The sequence below is a fragment of the Nitrosopumilus sp. K4 genome (assembly GCF_018128925.1).
GTDB lineage: Archaea > Thermoproteota > Nitrososphaeria > Nitrososphaerales > Nitrosopumilaceae > HKST03.
On record NZ_CP067007.1, the window covers coordinates 1,603,515 to 1,629,403 of the forward strand.

Sequence of the window (25,889 nt, forward strand, 5' to 3'; positions counted from 1 at the left end):
TTTTAAAAAGAAATTTTCTAACACAATTGATGAATGGTTTACTTATTGGAAGATTTCAACCATTTCATTTAGGACATCTTAATGCATTAAAATTCGCCTTATCAAAAGTTGATAAATTATGGGTTGGATTAGGCAGTTCTAACAAGCCTAGAGAAAAAAATAACCCGTTTTCAGCTGAGGAACGCAAAGAAATGATCCTTTCTTCAATTGACGAATACATGAAAGAAAGAATTTCAATTTATTTTATTCCAGATTTAGATAATCATGTAAAATGGATTGAAAAAATAGATACAATTGTTCCAAAGTTTGATGTTATATTTTCCAATGATGAATTGACAAATCATTTGTATTCACAACGAGATATTCAAGTAATATCGATCCCATTTTTGAAAAGAGACGAATTATCTGGTACTAACATTAGGGATCTAATAATTAGCGATCAAAAATGGGAGCATCTTGTACCTGACGGAACAAAAAATTTTTTGAAATCAACCAATGCCAAAGAACGTTTGAAAAATCTCTAATTATAAATAAAACCCATATTGTACTGTTGGTAGATAAATATGGAATATCTTTCAATGCTTCCAGGACCAACAAATGTTCCTAATCGAGTAATGAGAGCTATGCTGGCACCTATCATTAATCATAGAAGCGATGATTTTGTTGAATTATACACAGATGTAGTTGACAAAACTCAACAAGTATTTGAAACACAAAATGATATCGTAGCATTATCTGCATCCGGCACTGGAGCAGTTGAAGCTGGCGTTGTAAACCTGATTAAAAAAGGAGACAAAGTCATTATTCCTGTAAATGGAGAGTTTAGTAATAGATTATCACAACTTATTGAGGGACAAGGCGCCAATGTTGTTAAGCTTGAAACCCCTCCTGGACAAAATGCAACATTTGATCAAGTAAAGGAAGCATTTGACAATAACAAAGACGTAAAAGCATTCTATGTTGTTCATAATGAAACTTCGACTGGAACCATGGTTAATTATCTTGATAAAGTATCAGATCTGACCTCTAGAAACGATGCATTCTATGTAGTAGATTCAGTTTCCTTGTTAGGCGGTGCACCACTTCCAGTAGATAAATGGAATATTGATGTATGTATGACTGGTGCACAAAAAGCAATTGCTGCACCACCAGGAATTTCACCTATCTCAGTTAGTGCTAAAGCCAAAAAGTATATGATTGAAAATCCACCACCTACAATGTATTTCAATTTAGCAAGATATTTCAAATATTATGATGAGGAAAAACACACTCCTTTTACTCCTGCATTGCCTTTGCTATATGCATACAGAGAGGCCCTTTCAATTTTACTTGAAGAAGGATTGCAGAATGTCTTTAACCGTCACAAAATTTGTTCAGATGCATTATACTCTGGACTAAGCGCAATTGGTCTTACTCCATTTGCAAAAGAAGAAGATCGTTCAATCTCTATTGTTGCATTAAATTATCTAGATGGCCTTGAAGACAAGACATTTAGAAATACATTAGCAAACAAATTCAAAGTATTGGTGGCCGGTGGATTTGGAAATCTTAAGGGCAAAGTATTTCGAGTTGGATGTATGGGAGAAGTTAGCCCATACCATGTAATGAGAACTATTTCTGCAATTTCGTCCACATTAGCTATGATGGGTTATGATATTGATTCTCAAGCAGGACTCAAGACTGCAGAAGAAAAACTTAAAGCTCTCTAAACCCTGTTAACTTAATATAAGGAAATTCGAGACCGATCACATTGACTTTCGATAAAGGTTCACTAATTTTAGTAGATTATACTGCTAAGGTAAAAGACAGTGAAGAAATTTTTGATACCACTATCGAAGAAGAAGCAAAAAAACACTCAATCCATGAAACAAATGTAAAATATCAACCAAAACTTGTTTCAATTGGAGAAGTATCTTACCCAGTTCTCAAAGGACTTGATGAGGCATTAGCAAAAACATCTGTTGGAGATAAGCTCACAGTAGAAGTTACTCCTGATAAAGGCTTTGGCGAAAGAGATTCTAGCAAAGTTAGAATGATTCCAATCAGGAAACTTGGTGAAGATGCAGAAAAAGTTTCAGTTGGTGATACAATAGAAATTGATAACAAAAGAGGAATCATTAGATTCATTGGTTCTGGAAGAGTTCAAATTGATTACAATCACAAATATGCAGGTAAAACAATCCTTTATGATGTAAATGTTATAAAATCTCTTGATTCACCACATGACAAAATTGAAGGAATACTGCAAAACAGATTACCGCTAGAAAACACAAAAATTAATTTTGAATTAAAAGACAAAGAAGTTGACATCACAATCCCTGAAGAAATTCTGAGAGCTGATGGATTACAAATTATGAAGCATTTTATTCAGTTAGATGTTTTCAAGTTTGTTCCAACCTTAGAGAAAATTAATTTTGTTGAAACACACATCAACAAACAATCTCAAAAGAAGCCTGAGAACAAAGAAGAAAAAGCTCCTGAACAAAAGACTGCATAAATTAAATTACTTTAGTACTTTTAGCAAGATCAAATGCAATTTTTTCAGTCATTTCAATTTGTTTTAGAATTGTATATCTTTCAGGTCTTAACTCTTGGGCAATAATCAAGGCATCTACCACTTCCTCTTTCTTCAAACCTATTTGTTTTGCAGTTGTTGGTGCACCAACTTGTTTTAATACACCTGCAATCTTTTTCCAATCTTGTCCTTGTAATTTTGCCATCATTATAGAGCCTATTCCACATTTTTCACCATGTAATCCTCTTCCTGGAGCAATCTTGTCTAATGCGTGAGAAAACAAATGTTCTGCTCCAGAACATGGTCTACTACTCCCTGCAATACATGAAGCAACACCTGCACTGATCAACGCTTCAACTATAACCCTTGCATCTAACCCTGTTTTTGCAAACTTTTTTGAATTTTCAAAAACTATCTTTGCACTCATCTTTGCCAATTCTGCAGAATACATTCCGTAATACTCCCCAGTTTTTTTGTGACCTAATTGCCAGTCTTTGACTGCAATTAGATTCGCAATCAAGTCTCCACAACCACTTGCAAGAAGTTTTTTTGGTGCTTTTTTAATAATATCAATATCCACAAACACACCAAGGGGAGCCGTTGCAACAATTGAATGCGGTTTATCTGTTTTTACTGAGACAAAAGGACTTGCCATCCCATCATGTGAAGCCGCTGTCGGTACACTTACAAACGGTAAATCCAAGTTGAAAGAAACCATTTTTGCAGTATCTACAGAGCGGCCTCCTCCAATACCTGCAACCATATCACTACGATCCTTTTTAACATCTTTTTGGATTTTATTGAGACTTTGTAATTTGTTATCTTTTGCTACATGCCAAACAAAGGAAGTTTTTTTTGATTTTAATGATTTTTCAATTTTTTGCTGAAGAATTTTTTTGACATTTATTCCAGAAATTAACGATATTTTTTTTGGTTTTCCTAAAGTATGCAAAAATTCACCAAATTCACCAATATTCTTTTCACCAACAACAATTAGCCGTGGTAATTCCATTGTGTGAGATTGCATGCGATCCTCCTTTTTTCTCAATATTTATCATTTCAAGGGATCAAAAAGTTATTTAAAAGGGTGTCATGCCACATAGGTTATCTCTATAGGTGTATTTTTTGTCGAATAACGTTGAAGAAAAAATTTTGCATGGGACTACCACTGTAGGTATCAAGGCTAAAGATGGTGTTGTTTTATGTGCAGATATGAGAGCTAGTGCAGGTTATTTTATCGCAAATAACAACACAATGAAAATTCAAAAAATTGATCATCATGCAGGTTTAACATTAGCAGGCGGTGTAGCTGATGCCCAAAACATTGTAGATATTCTCCGATATCATTCTAATATCCATCGAGTTGAAAAACAAGAACCAATTGCAATTCATTCCCTTGCTAGATTATGTTCTCTTATTTTCCATCAAAATCGTGGTTATCCGTTTATGGCAGATATTTTAGTAGGCGGATATGATTCAAACGGCCCTGCATTGTTTAATATTGACATGTTCGGTTCAGTAGAGGAAAAAACCTATGTTACAACAGGTAGCGGTTCTCCTGTAGCATACGGAACACTAGAAGAGGAATATCGCTCCGATCTAACAGTCGAAGAAGCAAAAAAAATTGCACTTCGTGCAGTTAAAGCCGCAATTGTAAGAAACATTGGTACTGGTGATGGAATTAACATTGCCGTAATGGATAAGGATGGATTCCGTCTATTGACTGGTGAACAAAAGAAAGCAATTATCGAACTTTAGTGATTTAATGCAAAGAAAACAGCAACAAAAAGAAATACCTTCTAGCCAAAACATAATGGCCACCATACTGCAAAGTATTCCAAAAGAAGCTAATGTAACTAAAATTGAATATGAAGGACCACGAATAGCTCTGTATACTAATGCACCTCGTTATTTGATGGAAAATAATGAAACAATTTCAAATCTTGTTAACGTAATTAAAAAAAGAATTGTTGTTAGAACAGATGAATCAATCAGAAAAAGCGAAGAAGATGCTAGAAAAATTCTAAACGACTGTATCCCAAAAGATGCAAAATTTGAAGGAGCCTTCTTTGATACTGCCACAGGTGAGGTATCGATTGAAGCAAAAAGACCTTGGTTACTTCAGAGAGACGCAAAAGAGTTCAATCATGCTGAAGTAACTGAAAAAATTGGCTGGAAATTAAGAATAAGAAAAGCTACAACAATTCCCTCAAGAACTATTCAAACAATCAATGCAAATCTAAAACAATCTTCTGCTGAAAGAAGCAAACAATTCAAACAGATTGGGGATGAAATTTTCCGACCTAGATTATCTCAAAAATCTGAAGTTTCTCTGATGACATTAGGTGGATTTGGCCAAGTTGGAAGATCATGTATGTTATTATCTACACCTGAAAGCAAAATCCTTGTTGATTGTGGAATAAATCCTGGTGCTAAACATCCGATGGATGCATTCCCAAGATTAGATTGGTTAAACTTGACCCTTGATGAAATTGATGCTGTAGTTATTGGTCATGCCCATCTTGATCATACTGGATTTTTACCAGCATTATGCAAATATGGATACAAAGGTCCAATCTATTGTACGGAACCAACACTACCAATGATGAATTTAATTCAATTAGATGCAATCAAAGTAGCAGCTGCTCAAGGAAGAACACCAATGTATTCTGAGAGAGATGTTAAACAAATTATGAAACAGGCAATAACATTGCCTTATGGAACAGTTACAGATATCTCTCCAGACATTAAACTTGTACTTGCAAACGCTGGTCATATTTTAGGTTCTGCATTATGTCATTTTCATATTGGAAACGGTGATCATAACTTTGTTTATTCCGGTGACATCAAATTTGGAAAAAGTATTCTATTTGAGGCAGCCAATTGGAATTTTCCTAGAGTTGAAACTTTGTTGATAGAAAGCACTTATGGAGCAAAAGAAGACATTCAACCATCAAGACAAGAAGTTGAATCTGCATTCATTAATGCAGTAAATAATACTCTTGCAGATGGTGGCAAAGTCCTTATTCCTATTCCAGCTGTTGGTCGTGCACAAGAAATTATGATGGTAATTGATCATTACATGAAATCTGGAGAAATGGTTGAAGCTCCTGTATTTACTGAAGGAATGATTTCTGAAGCATCTGCAATTCATGAAGCTTATCCAGAATATCTTGCACGAGAATTAAAACAAAAAATACTTGAAACAGATGATAATCCATTTGATTCTGAATACTTTACGAATATTGAACATGCTGATGCTAGAGAAGAACCAATGAGGGATGATTCACCATGTATTATCTTAGCAACATCTGGTATGCTTGAAGGCGGCCCTGTTCTAGAATATTTCAAAAATATTGCTCCTGATAAAAAGAACAAAGTTCTCTTTGTTTCATACCAAGTAAATGGAACACTGGGTAGAAGAGTTCTAGATGGTTCAAAACAAGTTTCTATGTTGGGAAAAGAAGGCAAGGTTGAAGTAGTTTCAATTAACTGTGGTGTTGAGAAATTAGATGGATTTAGTGGACATAGTGATTATAACCAATTAATGTCATTTGTTCAAAGACTAAGGCCAAAATTACGTAGAGTATTAGTAAATCATGGTGAACGAAAGAAGTCTGAAAATCTTGCAATGAATATTAGAAGAATGTATAGAGTCCCTGCTCATTATCCACAAATTCAAGAAGCAATAAAATTATTTTAGATCGTATTCTGGCTTCCAAATCTTAATGCTTGATGGTGCTACAATAATCCTCTCTTCGCCTAATCTTGCAATATCTGCACCAGCAGTTTTTGCAATAGAGTACAATTCTTCAACTACTTTTCGTAATTGCTCAACATCTTTTTGAGCCAAAGGAGTTACTCTAAGGATCAAAATCATTTCCTTTTTGATATCTTCCTTGATGGAGTGAACATCGCTAATATCACGAATAGTGATTGCCTTTAGATATGTTGGATTTTCCTGTTTTTGCATCCTTGAGGAAAATGCGATCTACTCCCTCAAAAACTCTTCCTTAGTTTTAACTAATTTTTTAAAAATTTCACGCCTAGATTCTGAACTTGATATAGGATTCTTCTGAGGCACATTTTGTTAAGATGTCCTCTGATGAATCATCTCTTTTTGAAACAACAAAAAACTCTTCTTCTTTTGGTGCATCTGAATATCTTAGGGTAACAGATGCCGCAAATTTTGTATGTTCTGATGCATTCCTTCCACGTAATATTGAGATGGGTCCTACGTGATCACGAGCTTCAAGTAAGATATCTCCAGGTAATGCAATTGCTTTGATCATTTCATTTTCGTCTTTGTTTCTTCCAACAACTAATTTTGTCTGTTCATCTAATCTGAAATGCCTTCCAATCTTTAGTAAATCAATATCATTTATTGTTGGATTTTCTGTATGTTCAAACAAATCTTTTGCTTTCAACCCAAAAGCTGGGTCTGTTAAAAGACATCCTCCACCTGCATTTGGAGGATTTTCAATTCCATATTGTTTTGCCATTTGCAATTGGTTTTTTCTTGTTCTTCCTCTAATCATTCCTAAATTTTCTCTTTTGATTAATCCTTCTTTTTCTGGATCTGTTTCGGGAAGTAATCCTGCAGATAGTGGCCTAACAATTTTTCCCACAAGCCCTGATTCTTTTTCAATAGTTCTTAATGCAGGTGCATGTTGACTCATAGGTCTTTGTCCTAATACCTCTCCTGAAATAATAAACTCAGCACCGATTTCATCCATGTGTTTCTTTGCAGCATCAAACATCATTGAACGGCAATCTATGCAAGGATTAAACCCTGCACCAATTCCGTGTTTTGGATGCTTTAACATTTCAATATATTCATCACCAAGATACACTGTTTTCAAATTTACATTAAGATCATCAGCTCTTTCCCTGATTTCAAATCCACACCCCCTTCCACAATCAAAATCACAAAATGGAGTTTTTATTGCAACTGCCGAAACATCAAATCCTTGCTCTTGCATCATTCTAACAGCAAGTTGACTATCTAGTCCACCTGACAACAGAGCAACTACTTTCTTCTTCTGCTTTTCTTCAGTCACATTTCAAAAATTTTATTTCGCATATACAAACTTTGCATCATACATAAATTAAGAAAACAGCAAGTTTTTTCATGAGACAACGAAGGAAGAATCTTCTAAAATTTGCCCACAAAATTGGCTGTGATACACTAGTTGCATTTGAGCCTGAGAACCTGTTCTATATGACTGGATTTTGGGGTGAGGCGATCGGATTATTGGAGAAAAATGGGAAAACTACAATAATTGCACCCGAATTGGAAGTTGGCCGTGCCACTGCAGAATCAATAGATTGCAATGTGGTAACCGCAGAAAGAGGAACTGGACTGATATCCACACTTGTATCTAGAATTAAGAAAAACAAAGTTTGTACTGATTGTCAAAATTACTCCATCATGACTTCTCTCAAAAAATCTGTTCCTAAAATAAAATCGTCCACTGAACCCTTTTACAATTCCCGAATTATAAAAGATGACAATGAAATTGCAATTCTAAAAAAAGCTTCTAAAATTATTGATGAAATGTTTGAAATTTGCTCAAAAAAGATGAAAGTAGGTCAAAAAGAATCTGAACTTCAGGCAATTTTGATGTCATATGCTATTAATCAGCAAATGTTTGACACTGGTTACAAATCAACACTTAATCCTCTAATTATTGCAGGTGGTCCAAATGGTGCATTACCTCATGCACAAGTAAGTCAAAGAAAATTCAAGAAAGGAGATCTTGTGGTTGTTGATCTTACATTAAGATACAAAGGATATGTTTCTGATGCAACAAGAACATTTGCAATGGGGAAAATTTCACCATTAGCAAACGAAGCTTATGATGTTGTTAAAGAATCACAGAAACTTGGGTTAAAAGCAGTAACGCCGACAGTAAATTGTAAAGATGTAGATTTTGCTTGCAGAAAATACATTGAAGATCAAAACTTTGGAAAATATTTCATTCATTCAACAGGTCATGGAATAGGACTTGAAGTACATGAACTGCCAACCGTTTCATATAGAAGTAATACAAAATTGGAAAAAAATATGGCAATTACTGTAGAGCCAGGAATTTACATCGAAAACAAATTTGGAATTAGAATTGAAGACTCGTTGATAGTAAAGGAAAGACCAATAGTCATGCACAAATTTACTAAAGATTTAGTCACAATTTGAGCCTAATCATAAAAATCTACTAAATCAATAATGTGTTTTCCATTTTGATTATTTCCAGAAATATCACTAGTTTCTACATTTACACTCCAATCATAATTTAATTCTCCTTTATAGGATTTAAAATCCAATATCACCTGAAACTCATCAACATCTGTATTTGTTATTGTAACATCTACGTTTGTCTTTTTGTTGTCATAGATCTTCTCATTTGGATATTCTTCTGCTATTTTATTTGAAATTGCATCAAGTACACTTAATCCCTTCCCATTAGGACCTCTATATGACATTATTTTGTCTAATGCTTGTTTTTCTTGTTCTGAAAGATCTTCTGGAAAACTGCTTTGTAGATCTCCTTTTGTTAATTCAGGTACAATAAAGACAATTACTAAAGTTATGACACCTAGATACACTGGAGCTCGTTTTTTGAGAAATTTCTTAAACTCTGATTCTTTTGGTCTGTCTTCTTTCTTTTTAGAGTCTCGAACCATTTCTTACTTTAGTTTTTTGCAGTCAAAATTAAAACTTCCCAAGGAAATTCAATAATTCCGTTTCTTTTAGTGTGTTTTTTGGTATTTTCCCTAACTGATTCTTTTAGCTCTTTTCTCTGAGATTTTTCAAGAGAGTTTAGTTTTTCTTTGATTGGCTTTGCAACATATCTTAGATAATTTGTCCAGTAATCATCAAAACTGCCTGGCGTAAACTTGAATACAAAATCTCTCACTGAAATTTTTTTAAATCCTGCATTTTTAACCTCGTCTCTTAACGCCTTTTTTGTTCCATACCTGTCAAGAGATGGCGTACCTGGAGGAATATAATCTGGAATATACTTTGTGACTGCATCTAAGATGTTTCCAAAAAATGGTACTCTGTCCTTGTGACCATGTACAGAAATTCCCAAAGTACCTGTTTCTTTGAGGCTATTTTTCATATTTTTGAGTGCCCTTTTTGCATCTGGAAAGAAAAACAACCCATACTGACATGTAACTGCATCGAATTTTTCTTTAAATGAAAATTTTTCAGCATCTACATTTACAAAATGTAGATTATGCTTATTGTTGATCTTCTTTGCAATCTTTATTGCAGTAATTGAAGTATCAACCCCAATTACATATCCTGTTTTTCCAACCTTTTCACCAAGTCTCTTTGTAACGACACCTGTTCCACATGCAACATCAAGAACTTTGTCTCCTTTTTCCACCATGACTAGATCAACTAATTTTTTTGTACTTTGAAACGGCCCTGAATTTGAGCTTGCCCATCTTTTGTGATATCTAGGTGCAACTTCATTCCAAGTTGCCATATTATTTTTTTTATATTCACTGTGTCTTACTTTATTCACTTTAACCAATCTGAGTAAAATCTGATTTTAATCTTCTTCCTGTTTCATGAAAGTATCTGTGTTCTATTTCTTTTATCTTTTCAGATAATTTTATACTATCTACATTTTTCTTCTTTATTTTTTGTTTAATTTCTCTGTACTCTGAAATTAATTTTCGAAGTTCTGAGTTTTTCATTTCATTCTTTTTTCTAATTCTTTTCTAATGAATTTTACAACTAATTCTTTTTTCTTTCTACCAGAAGAAACAACTTTTCTTGAATCAATAAACAGTATCTCATTATTGTTTGTATTTTTTTGATATTTGCTACCAATATCATTTGCAATTATTATGTCTGCATTAGAGTCTCTCATTTTTCTCTTAGCAGATTTAACTAATGCATTTTTTGAAAGATTTGTTTCTGCCTTAAATCCTACTAACATGACATCGTTTTGCATTTTTTTTACAAGATCAATGATTTTTGGTGTCTTTTTGAGCCTAACTGTCATAGATTTTTTATCACTTTTAATTTTAGATTTTGAAAATTTTTCTGGTGTGTAGTCTGATGCAGCTGCTGCCATAATTACAATATCAAATTTCTTTTTCAGTTCTTTTTTTGTTGCATCATACATCTCCTTGCTTGTATTTACATCAATTAACTTACAACCCTTAGGCGGCTTTTCATTTCCAGGACCATACACCAAGGTAACTTTTGCGCCTGCTGAAATTAACTCTGATGCCAATAACACTCCAGTTTTTCCAGAACTAAGATTTGTTATCACCCTTACTGGATCAATGTATTCTATTGTTGGACCTGCTGTCATTAACACTTTTTTATTTTTTAAAATTGGTGATGAGCCAAATTTTTGTAGTACGTATTCTAACACATCTTCAGGCTCTGGAGCTTTTGCTTTACCTTCTATCATTTGTGGACTAAGAAACTCTATTTTCTTTTTTAAAAATTCAATATTTTTTTTAACTGCAGAGTTTTCGTACATTGACTCGTGCATTGCAAGACACATTAGTATTGGGATTTTTGAGCCAAATCCAACTGTTAATACTGTAGAAACTGGTGTATCATCAATTCCATTTGCAAGTTTTCCTAATGTATTTGCAGTAGCTGGATACACAATCATAAGTTCTGATTGATTATAGTCTGCTAATCTGATGTGTTCTAGTTCTCCTGTAAGCTTTGTAATGACATCATTTCCTGTAGCCCATTTGAAGTAATCAGGTTGGATTAGCTTTGTTACTGCATTACTTGCAACACACGTTACATCTGCACCATGTCTCATTAGTAGCCTTGCTAGTTCTATTGATTTGTACGCTGCAACACTTCCTGCAACACAAAGAACAATTTTCTTGCCTGACAGTTCTACGCCGTACGAGGAGACAATATCTAATGATGGATGATCCTCTTTTGCAATTTTTCGTTTAGCTACCAATTTCCTCTCTTAATTTATCAAACTCTTTTTTTTCCATAGAAAACCAGTTTTCCTCAGATGGAAAAACACCTGCTTGTACATCATTTCTGTAATTTTCAAGTGATTTTACAATATCTTCAGACAAATTCATGTATCTTTTTGCAAATTTTGGCTTTATTTTGTCATACATGCCTAACAAATCCTGAACAACCAAAACTTGTCCGTTACATCCAACGCCTGAACCAATGCCTATTGTTGGAATGTTGATAGTATCTGATATGATTTCTGCAACTTCATGGCTTACCATTTCTAATGCAATGCTAAATACACCAGCTTCTTCGAGCTCTTTTGCGTCTTGAATCAACCTCATTGCTGTATCTTTGGTTTTTCCTTGAACCTTGTAACCTTGTGATAGCATTGTTGTTTGTGGTTGCAATCCAATATGACCCATTACTGGAATTCCTATATCCACAATTGCACTAATTGTTTCAGCCATTACAGAACCCCCTTCTAGTTTTACTGCATCAGCTCCTGCCTTGATTAGTTTTCCGGCATTTCTTATTGCATCTTCTATGCTGACTTGATATGACATGAATGGTAAATCTGCAACAAGTAATGAATTGTGTCGTGCACGACTTACGGCTTCTGTAAACATACACATCTGTTCCATTGTAACTGGAATGGTATTTTCGTATCCCAACATTACCATACCTGCACTATCTCCAACTAACAGTACATCAATTCCTGCTTTGTCACAAAGAGAAGCTAACGTATAATCATAACTTGTAATTACTGAAATTTTTTTCCCTTCTTTTTTCATGTTAATAATATCTTGAACCAATTTATGCAATTTTTAACCTCCTAGAAAGATTATTTTTAATTTCTATAATATTTTCTGAAAGATTTTTTTTGTTATCGAAATCATCAACCATCTTTTGTAATGATGAAGGTTTTTTTACAGATAATTTCTTGCATTCTTTAATCAAGATATCAATTGCACGTGTAACATTATCTACTATTGTGATGTTTGCAGTTTGTGAAGTTCTTGAAAGTGGATTAAGATCAAATGTAATCACTGTTTTTCCTGATTTTCTTAAAGCCAATGTTCTATCACCATCCTCTAAAGGAACAACTACCACGTCTGCTGCAAGAATCCCGTTCTTGTCTACTATTCTTCTTGCAGAATCTATTCCCTGAAGTTTTGCTTTGAATTTCTGATCTATGCCTAAAATTTCCCTTGCACCATTCTTTTTTAGAGCATTTACAATGTTTTGCTTTCTTTTTTCATTATGATAAAACAAATTTACCTCAATTTTTGCACCTGTAGTTTTTGCTAGTTTTACTATTTTTCTTGGGCATAATGCAGCAATGTTTCCATTTACTGAAATAACAGGCGTATTTGCTAAAATAATCTGTGCTGCAGCAGCCTTAATTGCTTTCTTTGCTGTTTTACCCGTTTTTTCACCAAGTAAATAATCAAAAGCTTCTCCTCTGCCTTGTGCTAATAATCCTTCTTTTGCAACTAGACCTTTATCAAATCCATTGACAAGCTTTTCTCTAATTAAAAGTGATTTTGCTCTTGGATGAGATTTAGGAATTACAGTCATTAAAATTCAATTAATTTTCTAAAACTCTGGCCCCTAGCTTATCTAATTCTGATTTTAAAACAATTCCTTCAGCATATTTTTCAAATATATCTAAAACTTTCTGTTCTTTATCTTTTGAAACCATTGAAAATACCGTCTCACCAAAAAGTGCAATCCCACATTTGATTTCATTTAGTTCTAATTCTTTGATCAGTTTTTCCATTCTTGGTGTCATTACATCAACATATTTTGCAAATTCTAATGACATGTCTTGGAAATGCTCATAATTTCTTGACTCTAATAATTTATTGACCATTTTGCCACCTAGACCATTTATTTGTGAAAGTCTTTCTTTGAGAAATTTGTTTGTTGAAATTGGAGAAAAACAAATCATTATGATTGACATTGGTTCTGTGTTAATTTTTTCAACAATTCCTATTCCAGGAGCTCCAGGTTTTACTCTAATCTCAAAGCCACCATGATATGATGCTAATACATCACCTAATCCTGTTTTACAATTTACTTCTGCATTATGTGCAATTTTTCCAATCTTCTCATGTTCTAATTTTGTTTGAAGAACTTGATCAAGCGCATAAGCAAGTGATAATGCAACTGCACTGCTAGAACCTAATCCGTATCCAACTGGAATTGATATTTCATGTATAATGTCAAAGAATAATTCATCAAAATTTCCCATTTTCAAAAATTCTTTTAAGACAAATTCAGAGACATCGGTTTTATCTGACTTATAACCGTAAGTAGAAATCTTGAAACTTGAGTCATTTTTCTTTGGTGTAATAGTAACATGCGTTGTTACTCCCTGTTTGATGGAAAAACCTGCCCCCATCGAACCAAGATTTTCTGAAATTCTTGATTCTTCATCAAGATAAGCTTTGAAGAATCCGGTAATGTGAGCTGGACAAAATGCAGTTGCCTCCATTGATCTGAGTTTAAATTTTACACAAAATATAAGAATATGGCTTAAATTAATTAAATTAGTATAAATTGACTAAATTTATTCGACGCCTACAAAAAATTGGAAGTAGCATTCTAGTTTCACTCCCAAAAGAATGGATTGATGCAAATAATTTGGATAAAAGTAGCCAAGTTGAGATTGAAACAGGACATGATAGTATCTCCATTTCCGCAAATAAGGAGACTAGACCAACTAAAGAATTAGTAATTACATATCCATTGCCTAAAGAAGAAAATATTGTTGCAGACATTACCGGTGCATATCTTCTAGGATATGATATTATTCAGATTAATTCAAAATCAATTCTTCCTGGTGAAGACAGAGAAAAAATTCGAAATTCTATGAGACGTTTGGTTGGTATGGAAATTGTTGAAGAGGATGCATCAAACATTAACATGCAATTTTTACTTGATTCCACTACACTAAACCCTGAAAAAATTCTCAAAAGAATGAGCTCAATTGCACTTGGTATGTATGAAGATGTTTGCAATGGATTAATTTCTAATGACAAATCGAATCTACAGACATTATCAAATAGAGATGTGGAAGTTAACAGACAATATTTTCTTTTAGTGAGACTTATCAGAAGTACTCTTGTTGACAAAAAATTAGCAAATGTATTTAATCTTGGAAATATTGATGTACTTGATTATAGAGTCGCTGCAAATCTTTTAGAAAATGCTGGCGATACAATTGTAGAGCTATCTGATCTTATTTACAACTCATCATTATCTGAAGATAATCTCAAAAAAATACATGGTATTGTTCAAAATTTTCATATTATTGCAGAAAAATCAATTGATGCATTTACTAAACCCGATAGATTGTTAGCCATAGAAGCAATTTCATTACATAAAGAATTTCAAGAAAAGTTAGCCAAATTAAGAATTATACTTGGAAATAAAAAACAAATTCCAATTGATTTTCTTGATATTGTTTATCGCTTTGAAAGAATTTCAAAATCTTGGGCTGATGTAGTTGATCTCGTAAAACCGATCTATAATGACTAGTTTAGTTTCTTTTTTGCCGCATAAGTCATTACTGCACAAATAGTTTTTGAATCCTGGATTTTTCCAGTCTTTATCATTCTCATAACTTTTTGTAGTTCTATCTTTTCTACAGAAAGTATCTCATCTTCATCTAATTTCAACTCTGCAATTTTTTTCAAACCTGAAGCAACATAACAATAGATTATTTCAGAATTATAGCCAATTGAAGGATAAAATGAGATTAAAGGTGTCATTTTTTTGGCTCTATAGCCTGTTTCCTCTTCTAATTCTCTAAAAGCACATTTTTTTGGCTCTTCTCCTTTTTCCAACGTTCCTGCTGGAATTTCTAATACGTATCCATGTGGAAATCTATGCTGTTTTACCAAAATCACTTTGCCTTTTTCATCAAACGCTAGCATAGCAGCAGCTCCTCTATGCTCTATCATTTCACGTTTTACTTTTCTTCCTTCAATTATACCATGATAAACACTAAGACCTAAAATTTTTCCTTCATAGATCTTTTTCTTTTTCACACAATCCGTTTATTCAGTTATTATTTAATTTGTTTGATATGATAAATGCAAAGTAGGGGATTTTTTTGCTTCTTTAATGCTATCTTCAAGCCACTTTTCTAAAAATGTAATCTTCTTTGGAATAAACAAATCAGCACTTTTAACATTATTTACATTTCTTACTTTTTGAGTAATGTCGTCCATTTGAAAAATATCATTACTATACATAAATAACACAATTTGATTTTTTGAAATAAATGGTATTTGTAAATATGAATCAGAAAATTTTTCATTCATTTGAGTTAAAGTTTCTTTTAGGTCTCTTTCAATCCATGTCAGTATTGCATGAGGAATAAAACCTTCAATTTTCGTAGGATCATAGATTAGTGTAAATTGTATTCCGTCATTTTCTTGCAATTTTTCTAAGCATCTTGTGACTGTTTTTGTAGAAAGGTTAGTTTTTTTTGCAATGGATTCAATCTTTTCTCTTGGATTGTCCAACAGTTTTTCAATAATTTCTAAATCTGTCTTTGTAAGATTTGTGCTATATCCAGGATTTTCAGCTTCAAAAATTGATAGTACTCTTACATCTTTCATTAGTTGTTTTGCTAATTCAATTTTTTGCTCCATGTTATCTTTAACTACAATGCTGCATACTGTAACGCCACCTACACATGGTACAACAAAAAATGGTTGACCAACTAGACTTACCTGCTCTAATATCTCTTTTGTATTTTGGCCTGACACCACAAAATACAAAACGCCATATCCTAATACTGGTGGCTCTACTCGAATTGTAAATTTTTCAATAACTTTGGAATTTTGCATTTTTCGAATTCTTGCTCTAACTGCTCCTCCTGAAATTCCTAATTCTTTTCCAATTTGTCTGTCTGATTCCCTACAATTGTTCAATAATCTACCCAAAATTCTAATATCTAAATTGTCCAATTTATCACCTATACACCATTATTACTATATGGAATAAACCTATTTGATATAAAATTGTCTATACTGTTAGCACTATGTATGATAGATATTAAATAATAGACTATTTTATTATTTTTGTGGAATATAGGTTAACTCTAGCAAAAAGAATGCTATTTAACAAAAAAGGGAGTCTAATCGGCGCTGTCTTAGCAGTTACGATTGGCATTTTAGTAATTCATGTAAACTTTGTAATTTTTCAGGGTCTTTTTGATGCAATAGTCCGAGACATTAGCAACTATCGAAACGGTGACATTCTTGTTACTGATGAGGCAGACTATATCGATAAATCTGATCTTTCATTGGCCAATTGGTTTGAAAGGATACCTTATGTTGAAGCTGCGACTCCGCGGCTTTCATCAACGGCCGAGATGAACATGACAAAAAATGGAAAATTAATTGAAGAAACTCGAATACCTATAGTTGGGGTTGATCCATTTAGAGATGTTAGAGCATCTACTGTTCATGAAACAATATCTGATGGAAGCTATGTATTTTCAAGAAATTCCATTGTGCTTGGTTCAAACATAGCAGACGATCTGGGAGGTGCACAAGTAGGAGACAGTGTTAAAGTTCTTGTAGTGGATAGATATGGTGAAGATCAAATAAGACGATTTACAGTTTCTGGAATTGCAAAATCTCCTGGTGGACAAGGATTTGATTATACTGCAGTTGTACATATTGACACATTACGTGATATGATGAAACGAGACGGCGAATCTGGCTCCTTTATGGTAAAGCTAAATGATCCTAACAAAGCTTTTGAAGTAAAAGAATTCTTTTTGAGATCATTTCCTAATGATGATTTTTTAGCTGAAACCATTGAAGAATCTGCTGAAGAACAACTTGCAGGATTTAGATCTGGTATCGCAATGATCAACATGATTGGATATTTTGGAATGATGTCGTCTGCATTTGCTATAGTTACAATTCAGATGATGTTGGTAAATGGTAAAACACGTGAAATAGGTGTTATGAGATCTATTGGTGCAAAAAGAAAAGATATTTTGATTATCTTTATCTTCCAAGGAATGATTATTGGTGCAATAGGTGCTGGTGTAGGCACTGCTGCAGGCTTGGGATACACATTTTATGCAAAAGAAACAAAGATGTCATTTAACAATAGTCTTCCTTTGGAAGTAAGTTATGATTGGGTAAAAATTACACAAACTGCCTTGACTTCATTTATTCTAGCGATAATTGCATCATTATATCCGTCGTATAGAGCAACAAAACTTCTACCTGTGGAGGCGATGAGAACTGTCTAAGGTACTTGAAATCCAAAATCTAAGTAAAATTTACGGAGAAGGAGAAAATAAAGTAAAAGCTCTTGATAATGTTTCATTTTCAATTGAAAAAGGCGAATTTGTTCTCATTGTTGGTAGTTCTGGCTCAGGAAAATCCACTTTGCTAAACATGATTGGTTTGTTAGACCAACCAACAAATGGTAAAGTTTTCATTGATGGAACTGATACCACGCTTCTTGATGATGGAAAAGTTTCTTCATTTAGAAATAAAAAACTAGGATTCATTTTCCAATTTTCTAATCTTCTATCTGATCTTACAGTACTTGAAAATGTATTGCTTCCAAGGCAAATTGCTGGAACCAATGAAACATCAGAAAAAGATGCAAGCGAATTACTTTCTGCAGTGGGATTAGAATCTCAAATGAATAAAAGAGCAAATAAGATTTCTGGTGGTCAAGCTCAACGTGCAGCAATTGCGAGAGGTTTGATAAATAACCCCTCTATTGTATTGGCTGATGAACCCACAGGAAATCTTGATTCAGTGACTTCAGAAAAAATTGTTAATCTACTAAAATCTATGGCAAAAAAACTGAATCAAACTTTCATAATTGTAACTCATGATAGAGAACATTTTGGAGATGTTGATAGGGTAATTACTATCAAAGATGGACGTGCATTTGAGGGTGACTTACCTTCTCAAATGGAGGTTGTGGCATGATCTCAAAAATTACAGTCTTGTTTGGATTGGTTTTTTTATCACCTTTACTTATTGAGTCCTCATTTGCTCAAATTTCATCAGGCGGATTTGGTGATTCTCCTTTTGAAAGAGATTATGGTGATGTTAAGTTTCTTGATGCCTATTTTGGAACCATCAATAACAAAATTGAAGTTGAACCCGGTGATCTAAATGTTCCATTTACAGTTGTATTTGCAAATGTAGGAACACAAGATATTACAGGAATTAGAGGACAATTATCATTACCGTTTGGATTTTCATCTGCAGATGGTCCAAGTTCTACAATTTATGCTGACAGTGATTCCAATTCACTTGCAGGAGAAAATTTTCATCTAACATTTTTTGTAAATATTGACAAAAATGCAAAGATTCAACAATATCCTGGAACTGTAAAGGTAGATTATTCTAGATTAAGAGAGTCGGGAGTTAGAACTTCCTTCTCTGAATTTGATTTCAAAGTTACAGGTGATAGTATTATCAACGTAAGGGCACTTGAGCCATTTTTAACATCATTGAGAACAAATGAAGTCATAATTGAAATATCAAATGATGGAACTGCTCCAATTTCAAGTGTAGATATTGTGGCAACAAATACTCAAACTGAAATTGCATCAACTGCATCATCAACTACAAATGTTGAAAATGTTGTAATTTTGGAATCCAATTGGGATATTGGTAACATTAATCCAAAGTCTTCCAGATATCTTACTGCAACAGTATATGTTCCAGAATCTCTAAAGGGAGATACATTAAGAATCCCATTGTCAATAAACTACTATAATGCACATGGTGATCAACAAACAATTTCTAAAATTGTTGATTTTTACATTAAAGGTCTAATTGATTTATCAGTATATGATGTTAAAGTAATTGAATTATCAGGAACCCAAATGGTTGTTGGTGAAATAATTAATGAAGGAAATGAAGATGGTTTGTTTGGGTTTGTTACATTAGAAGGATTAAATGATTCAAACATTAAAACAAAAACTCAGTTTATTGATGAAATAGAAATTGACGCACCTGTCCCATTTAATGTTCCATTAGAATTTGATGGTGAACCAAAGTATGGTGCGCATGATATCAAAATTATTGTTAGATACAAAGATAATACTAGAGATGAAATCTTTCTTCCTTATGAAACAACAATTTTTATTGAAAAACCATCAAATGATGAAGAATCTGATAATACTTCTCAAATGCTCATAATTCCTCTAATAATTGCTGCAGGTCTTGGATTCTATTTGTATCGTAAGCGTAAAAGTACCAAAACCAATACAAACTAAAATTAGAAATATAGAAATTATGTGCTAATTTTAAAATGAAACTTACTTTAATTATTCTGATTGCAGCACTAGTAATTGGTGGTTCAATTATTTCATATGGATATTTGACTAATCAACAACCAATAGAAGTTGTAGAAAAATCTACACCCTATGAAAAACTAACAAACTACAAAGAAGAATTAGAAAAAATTAATCAGTACAATCAGAAAATTCTGAGTGATCTTCAACAACAAATCAGTGATTCTGATGATGAAAACTTGGAACAACTAAAACAAGAGATTCAAGTTCTAAAACGGGTTATTGATGAAAACAAGGTAGAACTAGATCAAGTTATACAAAAACTCTCAAAAATGGAATCGACTCCTTAGATCGCATAATTCCATTTTTGGGAAAAAAACGCCAACATTATATCATATTTTGTAGTATAATTATTGGGCATGGGAAAAACTCTGTTTCTATTTCTAGCTGGTGCTGTTGTTGGATTTGTCACAACACCATTACTATGAGGTAGAATTTGAAAATACTCAATTCATATACTAATTTTTTAAATTAGTTTTATTGGAAACCCATAGGCTTCTTACTCTTCTTGGCGTTGTTTTGTTGATTGCCACTATTGCAATATTTTATCTTGATGAGGAAAAACCCCAAGATGAATTTAGTTTTGCATATGTTACTGGAATTTCAATGATAGTTGTATTTTTAGCTAGTCTTGCAATTGTCAATAAAGGAAAATTTAAAGAAAAATCAAAAAATTAGTAATTTTCTTCTCAGATACCTCCAAAAGACCTTAAGATTATAAGCAATTACTAGATCTTGCGATCATGTCGTTTGATGAAATAGAAGTTCCTAAAGAACTTCGTGAATTTATGTTAGATGGAGCAGAAGAAACAGTTCTAGGCCAAAAAAATGGTGCAAACAAACAATATCGTTATGGAAATTTACACATTAGAGAATATGATGATAAATTTCTAGTTCATACTGATAAAATTGATCCAAGAATAGATCCTCTTGGTCACTTGGTACATGATGCACCAGAAGTTTTGATTGGATTAGCTTGTGCTATATTTGGAGGCTCTCAAATTGGAAAAGCATTATCTAACAAAAACAATTCAAAAAAATCATCCATTACAACAGGATTGGCATCTTCTATAATTTCTGGATACATGGGATATATTGCAACTAAAAAAATTAAAAATTATTTGGAGTAGAAATGTCAACTGTTAGAACTATACATGTATTGGTAAAGCTTTTGCCATCTATTTTTGCCTTAAGGAAGGATAGAAAAAAATGGGTTAATCAAGAAGGCAAAGAACTTGATTTAGAAAGATTTAGAAAAAATGCAAGAAAAGTTCTAAACACATTCATTTCATTGGGACCTGTTTACATAAAACTTGGACAATGGTTATCCTCGAGAGCTGATATACTTCCACAGCCATACTTAGAAGAACTTGCAAAACTTCAGGATAACGTTCCTGCAGCGCCATTTGATCAGGTAAAACCAATAATTGAAAATGATATTGGTCCAATCGATGAAACATTTGAAAATATTGATCCAAATCCTGTCTCTGGTGCATCTTTAGGGCAAGTTTATCGTGGAACACTATCTGGACAAGAGATTGTTGTAAAAGTTAAAAGACCTGGAATCGAAACGGTTGTTAAAGAAGACATTAAAGTTCTAAAAAAAATTCTTCCCCTAGCATTAAGATTCGTTGATCCAAATTTACGTTTTTCAGCAAAGGCTATGCTGTCTCAATTTATTGAAACCATTCATGAAGAAATGGATTATACGAATGAATCCACAAATCTAAAAAAAATAAAGCATGACATGGAAAAAAACGATAAAGTTGTTGTTCCCGAGGTATATGACAAGTATTCTTCTAAGAATGTCCTTACGATGGAATATCTGCCTGGAATCAAAGTAACAAATGTTGAGGCACTCAATGAAAAAGGGATTGATAGGCAGAAACTAGTCGTTGATGTACACAAAGTCTTCTTTACGATGCTCCTTAGACATTCTGTTTTTCATGCTGACCCTCACCCTGGAAATATCTCAGTTACTGATAATGGAAAACTGATTTTGTATGACTATGGAATGGTTGGAAGACTTGATAATGAAACTAGACTCAGACTAATTCGTCTCTATCTTGCTCTTGTAGAAAAAGATCCTCCTAGAACAGTAAATGCAATGAATGATCTTGGAATGCTTACTCCAGATTTTAATCGTTCAGTAATTGAAAAAGGAATTGAGCTTACAGTTAGAGCAATGCATGGAAAAAAACCTGATGAAATGGAAGTTGAAAGCTTGATGGAACTTGCAAACAAAACTATGAGCAAATTTCCATTTGTTCTTCCAAAAAACTTGGCACTATACATGAGAATGGCATCTATTATTGAGGGAATTTACAAAACACACAAAGTTGATTTCAAATTTGTCAAAGTTGTTAGAGAAATTTTGGAAGAAGAGAGTTTGATAAAGGATGCGTATATCGAAGAACTGAAGTACTCATTTGAAAGATTTGCAAAATCCATAGATGCAACTATTTCCATTGCACCAGAATTAAAAAAATTCTTAGATGAAAAAAGATCTCTTCAATTGCTTAATGCAAAACCTAAATCAAATATCCTACTTTCTGGTAGTATACTTTCAGCTTCTATGTTTATTGGATCTGCTCTTTTGTATTCATCTGACGAATCAATTGGTACAATTGGAATGGTTGGCTCACTAATAACAATGGGAATTTTTGCAGTTTTTAGGAATCATTAGTTATTCTACTTTGATATCTTTTCCACGCTTTTGAACAGGAATAGTAATTGTTAAAACACCTTGTTCGTATTTTGCTGAAGTTACAGATTCTTCTTTAAGTTCAATTGGCAATCTCATTTTTTTATCAATAATGTTTGGTCTTTGATTACATACCATGTTGTGTTTTTTATCATCAGAAATTTCCTTACATGCTTGAATTGACAAAATATTTCCATCAAGCGATAATTTGATATCTTTTTTCTGAAATCCAGGCATATCTACAATTAATGTCAATTTTTCATCATCTAGGTGTATATCAACAGGCGGTAAAACAAATTCATAAAATTCTCTTGATTTGTTTCCTATTTCTTTCATCATTTCTTTAGCCATAGATTTCACTAATCCCATTTTGTGATATGTGGTTAATTTTTGGTTATAAACTTTGATAGATTTTTAATCAATCAATTTCTCTGTTCAATTGACTATGATTATTGTTATTGAGGGTGGAGATCAGGCAGGCAAAAAAACTCAAACTGCAATGCTTGCCAAGGCTCTTACAAAAAGAAAGATCAAAACAAAGACCTTTAGCTTTCCTGATTACAAAACACCAATTGGCAAAGAGATTGCAAAATATCTAGCAGGAAAAAGAAAATTTCCCCCACAAGTAATTCATTGCCTTCTTGCTGCAAATAGATGGGAAAAATTAGATGAAATTATCAAGGCACAATCAAAAAATTCAGTATTGATAATGAATCGGTACTATCAATCAAATTTAGTATATGGTCTGGCAAATGGCATGAAGCAAAAATGGCTAGAAAATCTAGATACGGGACTTCCAAAAGCTGATCTTGTTGTTTTACTAGATGTTACTCAAACTGAATCATTTAATAGAAAAAAGGCAAACCGAGATAAATTTGAAAAAAATGAAGAATTCCTAAGAAAAATCTCAGTTCTTTATAGAAAGACTGCAAAGAAAAAACACTGGAAAATTATAGATGCCTCAAAATCAAAACAAGAAGTTCATGAAGAAATTCTAAAAACATTTTCAAAAAAAATAGGATTATGAAAAAAAATTATCTAGACATAATAGATCCCATTCACGATTTTATTCGCGTATATGATCATGAACTCAAATTAATTGATAATCCAATTTTCCAAAGACTAAGAAGAATTAGACAATTATCTGGCGCTCACCTGACATATCCTGCGGCACAACACACAAGATTTGAGCATTCATTAGGTGTAATGCATATCTCTGGGCAGGCGGGAAATGCATTATTTGAAAAAGGGATTATAAAATCTGAGGATATTCAAATTTTGAGACTTGCAGGACTCTTACATGACATTGGACACGGTCCATTCTCTCATCTTTTTGAAGAAATCATACAAAAAAAGAAAGTGTCACATGAGGATTTTGGTAAGGAAATAATTCTAAAATCTGAAATTGGTGATAGTATTTCAAAAAACGGATTTGATAAAAAACTTGTAACAAAGATAGCCTTTGGCGATTCTAAATTTCAGTATTTGAATGAAATTGTTTCTGGAGCATTAAGCGCTGATATGATGGATTATTTGCTAAGAGATGGTTATTTTACAGGAGCAGAACATGCAAAGATTGATCACAAACGATTAACTCAATCATTAGATGTATACAAACAAAAACTTGCTTTAGAACGTTCTGCCTTGTATTCATTTGAATCAATGATGCATTCTAGATATCAAATGTTTAAGGCAGTCTATTTTCATAAAACAGTTAGAGCAGCAGAAGTAATGCTTTTGGAAGCATTACGCTTATCTGATGATGAATTTGGTTTTACGTCCTTTAATCTTGATGAATATGTAAAATTAACAGACGAGTATGTATTATCAAAACTAATCTCATCAAAATCTTCAAAATTAAAGAGAGCAAAACAATTTGCAATAGATTATCAAAATAGGAAATTACTCAAATGCGTTTATGAAAGAATTCTAACTAGTACAAGAAATTTGGGAAAGATCAAAACAAACGAATTAAGATCCTCAATTTCTAAAAAATCTAAAATTGATGAAACTGAAATTTTTGTTGACAGTTCTGTTACTCCATCTATACCTCTTGCACCTTCAAAGAAGGAATCAAAACAAATTATTCTAATTAGTCAAGAAAATGGAAAATCATCTGCTCAAGAACTATCTATTTCAAAAATCCCTGTAGTTTCAGCAATATCTGGATTTATGAATATCTTGAGAATTTACACACACCAAAAGAATCGAAACAAAGTTGAAATTGCCGCAAAATCAATACTTGATGGATTAAAATAATGAAAAAAAGAATTGTAATCAAACTATCTGGTAGAGTTTTTGGCATGGATAATGTCAAAATGCTTAAAGACTATGCATCATTTTTGGTCAAAATCAGCAAAGTTTGCCAACCAATTGTGATTGCAGGCGGTGGTAATATTGCAAGACACTATATTTCACATGCAAGATCATCTGGCGCTGATGAATCTACACTTGACGAATTAGGTATTGAGATTTCTAGATTAAATGCAAAACTCTTGATTTACGCTTTAAAAAACAAAGCGTATTCCCATCCTCCAACTACACTTCAAGAAGTAAGACATGCAGTTGATGATGGTCTGATTGTGGTTGCAGGAGGACTACATCCAGGACAAAGCACAAATGGAACAGCAGCTCTAATTGCCGAAAAAGTCAAAGCTGAACAATTCCTTAATGCAACTGATGTTGATGGAGTATATGATATGGATCCAAACAAATTCAAAAAAGCAAAGAAATTCAAAAGAATTGATCTAAAACATTTGAAAACAATGTTGGTCCATGAGGATTCTGTGGCAGGTGGTTATGATTTGATGGATATTGTTGCATTGAAAATTATAGAACGCTCAAAAATCAAAACCAGAATTCTCAAGGCAGATCCAAAAATTATTGAAAAAGCAATCAAAGGCTCAGATGTTGGAACTGAAATAATTCTTGCATCAAAATGATTATTCTGAAATTTCGTTTTGAATAGTTGGTCGTGTCTCAGACCATATCTGAATTTCTTTTCCAGGAAATTCTGGCATTCCAGAATCTCTTAGTTTTTTGTATATTTTGAATGCCTCTTCTTTTTCTACGGCCTTAGATTGTGCTTTAGTAAACCCGTCATTATCTACAATAATTGCAACAAATCCATCTAGGGAGTTTATTACAGCGGTCAGGTCTTCTTCTCCAACTGGAACAAATTGCCCATTTACTTTTTTTGTTGTAAGTGTTAGCATTCCAAATCCTGCAGCATCAAACATCTTCATTTGAGATTTACTTGCTCTCTGTTTTCCTTGTTGTACTGCCTGGAAATATTGCATGTTTTTTTCCCGTTTTTATGATATAATAACTATTTTCAGATTAG

31 protein-coding genes are annotated in these 25,889 nt (G+C 33.0%); 17 read left to right on the plus strand and 14 right to left on the minus strand.

Annotation, left to right across the window (positions count from 1 at the left end):
• The first annotated feature begins 29 nt into the window (after window positions 1–29).
• Genes NsoK4_RS09735 through NsoK4_RS09745 form a run of 3 tightly spaced genes read left to right on the plus strand, consistent with a single transcriptional unit; the run spans window position 30 to window position 2,497 of the window.
• Window positions 30–524 carry a nicotinamide-nucleotide adenylyltransferase gene (locus tag NsoK4_RS09735; RefSeq protein WP_211687333.1) on the plus strand — a complete coding sequence of 165 codons (495 nt, stop codon included), beginning with the start codon at window positions 30–32 and terminating at the stop codon, window positions 522–524.
• A gap of 39 nt (window positions 525–563) precedes the next feature.
• Complete coding sequence (locus NsoK4_RS09740; RefSeq protein WP_211687334.1) at window positions 564–1,709, plus strand: alanine--glyoxylate aminotransferase family protein; 1,146 nt, start codon at window positions 564–566, stop codon at window positions 1,707–1,709.
• Window positions 1,710–1,750: 41 nt separating this feature from the next.
• Window positions 1,751–2,497 (plus strand): FKBP-type peptidyl-prolyl cis-trans isomerase, encoded by a 747-nt coding sequence (locus NsoK4_RS09745; RefSeq protein WP_211687335.1) that lies wholly within the window; start codon window positions 1,751–1,753, stop codon window positions 2,495–2,497.
• Window position 2,498: 1 nt separating this feature from the next.
• Here the strand turns inward: NsoK4_RS09745 and NsoK4_RS09750 are convergent, their stop codons facing one another.
• The gene (locus NsoK4_RS09750) at window positions 2,499–3,563 is read right to left on the minus strand and encodes an NAD(P)-dependent glycerol-1-phosphate dehydrogenase (RefSeq protein ID WP_211687336.1); all 1,065 of its coding nucleotides are present in this window, start codon (window positions 3,561–3,563) and stop codon (window positions 2,499–2,501) included.
• Between the two features lie 68 nt (window positions 3,564–3,631).
• On the opposite strand from NsoK4_RS09750, the gene psmB reads away from it, so the two are divergent.
• Complete coding sequence (psmB, locus tag NsoK4_RS09755; RefSeq protein WP_249111060.1) at window positions 3,632–4,273, plus strand: archaeal proteasome endopeptidase complex subunit beta; 642 nt, start codon at window positions 3,632–3,634, stop codon at window positions 4,271–4,273.
• Between the two features lie 7 nt (window positions 4,274–4,280).
• Window positions 4,281–6,218 (plus strand): beta-CASP ribonuclease aCPSF1, encoded by a 1,938-nt coding sequence (locus NsoK4_RS09760; RefSeq protein ID WP_211687338.1) that lies wholly within the window; start codon window positions 4,281–4,283, stop codon window positions 6,216–6,218.
• Here the strand turns inward: NsoK4_RS09760 and sepF are convergent.
• Window positions 6,210–6,488, minus strand: a complete 279-nt coding sequence (gene sepF / locus NsoK4_RS09765; RefSeq protein ID WP_211687339.1) for a cell division protein SepF — start codon at window positions 6,486–6,488, stop codon at window positions 6,210–6,212. The two genes, NsoK4_RS09760 and sepF, sit on opposite strands and share 9 nt — an antisense overlap.
• Window positions 6,489–6,561: 73 nt before the next feature.
• Window positions 6,562–7,575 (minus strand): tRNA (5-methylaminomethyl-2-thiouridylate)-methyltransferase, encoded by a 1,014-nt coding sequence (locus tag NsoK4_RS09770; protein WP_211687340.1) that lies wholly within the window; start codon window positions 7,573–7,575, stop codon window positions 6,562–6,564.
• Window positions 7,576–7,646: 71 nt separating this feature from the next.
• On the opposite strand from NsoK4_RS09770, the gene NsoK4_RS09775 reads away from it, so the two are divergent.
• Window positions 7,647–8,711 carry a Xaa-Pro peptidase family protein gene (locus NsoK4_RS09775; protein ID WP_211687341.1) on the plus strand — a complete coding sequence of 355 codons (1,065 nt, stop codon included), beginning with the start codon at window positions 7,647–7,649 and terminating at the stop codon, window positions 8,709–8,711.
• A 2-nt stretch (window positions 8,712–8,713) separates the two neighbouring features.
• Here the strand turns inward: NsoK4_RS09775 and NsoK4_RS09780 are convergent, their stop codons facing one another.
• From NsoK4_RS09780 to NsoK4_RS09810, 7 genes are read right to left on the minus strand one after another with little or no spacing between them, the layout of a single operon-like run.
• Window positions 8,714–9,199, minus strand: a complete 486-nt coding sequence (locus NsoK4_RS09780; RefSeq protein ID WP_211687342.1) for a hypothetical protein — start codon at window positions 9,197–9,199, stop codon at window positions 8,714–8,716.
• Window positions 9,200–9,207: 8 nt separating this feature from the next.
• Window positions 9,208–10,050, minus strand: coding sequence for a methyltransferase domain-containing protein (locus tag NsoK4_RS09785; protein WP_249111061.1), 843 nt, complete (start codon window positions 10,048–10,050; stop codon window positions 9,208–9,210).
• A gap of 1 nt (window position 10,051) precedes the next feature.
• Entirely contained in the window at window positions 10,052–10,225 is a 174-nt protein-coding gene (locus NsoK4_RS09790) for a hypothetical protein (RefSeq protein WP_211687343.1), read from the minus strand.
• A complete protein-coding gene (gene coaBC, locus NsoK4_RS09795; protein WP_211687344.1) occupies window positions 10,222–11,472 on the minus strand; it encodes a bifunctional phosphopantothenoylcysteine decarboxylase/phosphopantothenate--cysteine ligase CoaBC in 1,251 nt (416 codons plus the stop codon). Before coaBC ends, NsoK4_RS09790 begins: the two co-directional genes overlap by 4 nt.
• Entirely contained in the window at window positions 11,462–12,301 is an 840-nt protein-coding gene (gene panB / locus NsoK4_RS09800) for a 3-methyl-2-oxobutanoate hydroxymethyltransferase (protein WP_211687345.1), read from the minus strand. The genes coaBC and panB overlap by 11 nt, the downstream gene beginning before the upstream one ends.
• Window positions 12,294–13,058, minus strand: coding sequence for a 4-phosphopantoate--beta-alanine ligase (locus tag NsoK4_RS09805; protein WP_211687346.1), 765 nt, complete (start codon window positions 13,056–13,058; stop codon window positions 12,294–12,296). Before NsoK4_RS09805 ends, panB begins: the two co-directional genes overlap by 8 nt.
• Before the next feature lie 10 nt (window positions 13,059–13,068).
• Window positions 13,069–13,977, minus strand: a complete 909-nt coding sequence (locus NsoK4_RS09810) for a pantoate kinase (RefSeq protein WP_211687347.1) — start codon at window positions 13,975–13,977, stop codon at window positions 13,069–13,071.
• 65 nt (window positions 13,978–14,042) lie between these two features.
• Between NsoK4_RS09810 and NsoK4_RS09815 the strand changes: the two genes are divergently transcribed.
• Window positions 14,043–15,023, plus strand: a complete 981-nt coding sequence (locus tag NsoK4_RS09815) for a phosphate uptake regulator PhoU (protein WP_211687348.1) — start codon at window positions 14,043–14,045, stop codon at window positions 15,021–15,023.
• On the opposite strand, the gene NsoK4_RS09820 is transcribed toward NsoK4_RS09815, so the two are convergent.
• Window positions 15,020–15,535, minus strand: coding sequence for an NUDIX hydrolase (locus tag NsoK4_RS09820; RefSeq protein ID WP_211687349.1), 516 nt, complete (start codon window positions 15,533–15,535; stop codon window positions 15,020–15,022). The genes NsoK4_RS09815 and NsoK4_RS09820 overlap by 4 nt on opposite strands.
• 24 nt (window positions 15,536–15,559) lie before the next feature.
• Window positions 15,560–16,462: an AsnC family transcriptional regulator gene (locus NsoK4_RS09825; RefSeq protein ID WP_211687350.1), complete on the minus strand. Its 903-nt coding sequence runs from the start codon at window positions 16,460–16,462 to the stop codon at window positions 15,560–15,562.
• A gap of 146 nt (window positions 16,463–16,608) precedes the next feature.
• Here NsoK4_RS09825 and NsoK4_RS09830 point away from each other — a divergent pair, with 146 nt between their 5' ends.
• The 7 genes from NsoK4_RS09830 to NsoK4_RS09860 all read left to right on the plus strand — a co-directional run bounded on the left by NsoK4_RS09830 (window position 16,609) and on the right by NsoK4_RS09860 (window position 22,528).
• A complete protein-coding gene (locus tag NsoK4_RS09830) occupies window positions 16,609–17,766 on the plus strand; it encodes an ABC transporter permease (RefSeq protein ID WP_211689064.1) in 1,158 nt (385 codons plus the stop codon).
• Window positions 17,767–17,872: 106 nt separating this feature from the next.
• Window positions 17,873–18,463, plus strand: a complete 591-nt coding sequence (locus NsoK4_RS09835) for an ABC transporter ATP-binding protein (protein ID WP_249111199.1) — start codon at window positions 17,873–17,875, stop codon at window positions 18,461–18,463.
• Window positions 18,460–19,764, plus strand: a complete 1,305-nt coding sequence (locus tag NsoK4_RS09840; protein ID WP_211687351.1) for a COG1361 S-layer family protein — start codon at window positions 18,460–18,462, stop codon at window positions 19,762–19,764. Before NsoK4_RS09835 ends, NsoK4_RS09840 begins: the two co-directional genes overlap by 4 nt.
• Window positions 19,765–19,799: 35 nt before the next feature.
• Window positions 19,800–20,132: a hypothetical protein gene (locus NsoK4_RS09845; protein WP_211687352.1), complete on the plus strand. Its 333-nt coding sequence runs from the start codon at window positions 19,800–19,802 to the stop codon at window positions 20,130–20,132.
• 190 nt (window positions 20,133–20,322) lie between these two features.
• Window positions 20,323–20,520 (plus strand): hypothetical protein, encoded by a 198-nt coding sequence (locus NsoK4_RS09850; RefSeq protein WP_211689073.1) that lies wholly within the window; start codon window positions 20,323–20,325, stop codon window positions 20,518–20,520.
• Between the two features lie 65 nt (window positions 20,521–20,585).
• On the plus strand, window positions 20,586–20,972 hold the full coding sequence (locus NsoK4_RS09855) for a hypothetical protein (protein ID WP_211687353.1): 387 nt from the start codon (window positions 20,586–20,588) through the stop codon (window positions 20,970–20,972).
• A 2-nt stretch (window positions 20,973–20,974) separates the two neighbouring features.
• Window positions 20,975–22,528, plus strand: coding sequence for an AarF/ABC1/UbiB kinase family protein (locus tag NsoK4_RS09860; protein ID WP_211687354.1), 1,554 nt, complete (start codon window positions 20,975–20,977; stop codon window positions 22,526–22,528).
• Here the strand turns inward: NsoK4_RS09860 and hsp14 are convergent, their stop codons facing one another.
• A complete protein-coding gene (gene hsp14, locus NsoK4_RS09865; RefSeq protein WP_211687355.1) occupies window positions 22,529–22,915 on the minus strand; it encodes an archaeal heat shock protein Hsp14 in 387 nt (128 codons plus the stop codon).
• 76 nt (window positions 22,916–22,991) lie between these two features.
• Here hsp14 and tmk point away from each other — a divergent pair, with 76 nt between their 5' ends.
• Genes tmk through pyrH form a run of 3 tightly spaced genes read left to right on the plus strand, consistent with a single transcriptional unit; the run spans window position 22,992 to window position 25,488 of the window.
• Complete coding sequence (gene tmk, locus NsoK4_RS09870; RefSeq protein WP_211687356.1) at window positions 22,992–23,573, plus strand: dTMP kinase; 582 nt, start codon at window positions 22,992–22,994, stop codon at window positions 23,571–23,573.
• A complete protein-coding gene (locus NsoK4_RS09875; RefSeq protein WP_211687357.1) occupies window positions 23,570–24,805 on the plus strand; it encodes an HD domain-containing protein in 1,236 nt (411 codons plus the stop codon). The genes tmk and NsoK4_RS09875 overlap by 4 nt, the downstream gene beginning before the upstream one ends.
• Window positions 24,805–25,488: a UMP kinase gene (gene pyrH / locus NsoK4_RS09880; protein WP_211687358.1), complete on the plus strand. Its 684-nt coding sequence runs from the start codon at window positions 24,805–24,807 to the stop codon at window positions 25,486–25,488. The genes NsoK4_RS09875 and pyrH overlap by 1 nt, the downstream gene beginning before the upstream one ends.
• Here pyrH and NsoK4_RS09885 read toward each other — a convergent pair whose 3' ends face one another.
• On the minus strand, window positions 25,489–25,845 hold the full coding sequence (locus NsoK4_RS09885) for a hypothetical protein (protein ID WP_211687359.1): 357 nt from the start codon (window positions 25,843–25,845) through the stop codon (window positions 25,489–25,491).
• Window positions 25,846–25,889 lie beyond the last annotated feature (44 nt).

Bases quoted from the DNA above. Each gene is read 5' to 3' on its own strand.
- NsoK4_RS09735 (WP_211687333.1), top strand. From the start codon at position 30: ATGAATGGTTTACTTATTGGAAGATTTCAACCATTTCATTTAGGACAT.
- NsoK4_RS09740 (WP_211687334.1), top strand. From the start codon at position 564: ATGGAATATCTTTCAATGCTTCCAGGACCAACAAATGTTCCTAATCGA.
- NsoK4_RS09760 (WP_211687338.1), top strand. From the start codon at position 4,281: ATGCAAAGAAAACAGCAACAAAAAGAAATACCTTCTAGCCAAAACATA.
- sepF (WP_211687339.1), bottom strand. From the start codon at position 6,488: ATGCAAAAACAGGAAAATCCAACATATCTAAAGGCAATCACTATTCGT.
- NsoK4_RS09775 (WP_211687341.1), top strand. From the start codon at position 7,647: ATGAGACAACGAAGGAAGAATCTTCTAAAATTTGCCCACAAAATTGGC.
- NsoK4_RS09780 (WP_211687342.1), bottom strand. From the start codon at position 9,199: ATGGTTCGAGACTCTAAAAAGAAAGAAGACAGACCAAAAGAATCAGAG.
- NsoK4_RS09790 (WP_211687343.1), bottom strand. From the start codon at position 10,225: ATGAAAAACTCAGAACTTCGAAAATTAATTTCAGAGTACAGAGAAATT.
- NsoK4_RS09805 (WP_211687346.1), bottom strand. From the start codon at position 13,058: ATGACTGTAATTCCTAAATCTCATCCAAGAGCAAAATCACTTTTAATT.
- NsoK4_RS09810 (WP_211687347.1), bottom strand. From the start codon at position 13,977: ATGGAGGCAACTGCATTTTGTCCAGCTCACATTACCGGATTCTTCAAA.
- NsoK4_RS09830 (WP_211689064.1), top strand. From the start codon at position 16,609: ATGCTATTTAACAAAAAAGGGAGTCTAATCGGCGCTGTCTTAGCAGTT.
- NsoK4_RS09840 (WP_211687351.1), top strand. From the start codon at position 18,460: ATGATCTCAAAAATTACAGTCTTGTTTGGATTGGTTTTTTTATCACCT.
- NsoK4_RS09845 (WP_211687352.1), top strand. From the start codon at position 19,800: ATGAAACTTACTTTAATTATTCTGATTGCAGCACTAGTAATTGGTGGT.
- NsoK4_RS09855 (WP_211687353.1), top strand. From the start codon at position 20,586: ATGTCGTTTGATGAAATAGAAGTTCCTAAAGAACTTCGTGAATTTATG.
- NsoK4_RS09860 (WP_211687354.1), top strand. From the start codon at position 20,975: ATGTCAACTGTTAGAACTATACATGTATTGGTAAAGCTTTTGCCATCT.
- hsp14 (WP_211687355.1), bottom strand. From the start codon at position 22,915: ATGGGATTAGTGAAATCTATGGCTAAAGAAATGATGAAAGAAATAGGA.
- tmk (WP_211687356.1), top strand. From the start codon at position 22,992: ATGATTATTGTTATTGAGGGTGGAGATCAGGCAGGCAAAAAAACTCAA.
- NsoK4_RS09875 (WP_211687357.1), top strand. From the start codon at position 23,570: ATGAAAAAAAATTATCTAGACATAATAGATCCCATTCACGATTTTATT.
- pyrH (WP_211687358.1), top strand. From the start codon at position 24,805: ATGAAAAAAAGAATTGTAATCAAACTATCTGGTAGAGTTTTTGGCATG.
- NsoK4_RS09885 (WP_211687359.1), bottom strand. From the start codon at position 25,845: ATGCAATATTTCCAGGCAGTACAACAAGGAAAACAGAGAGCAAGTAAA.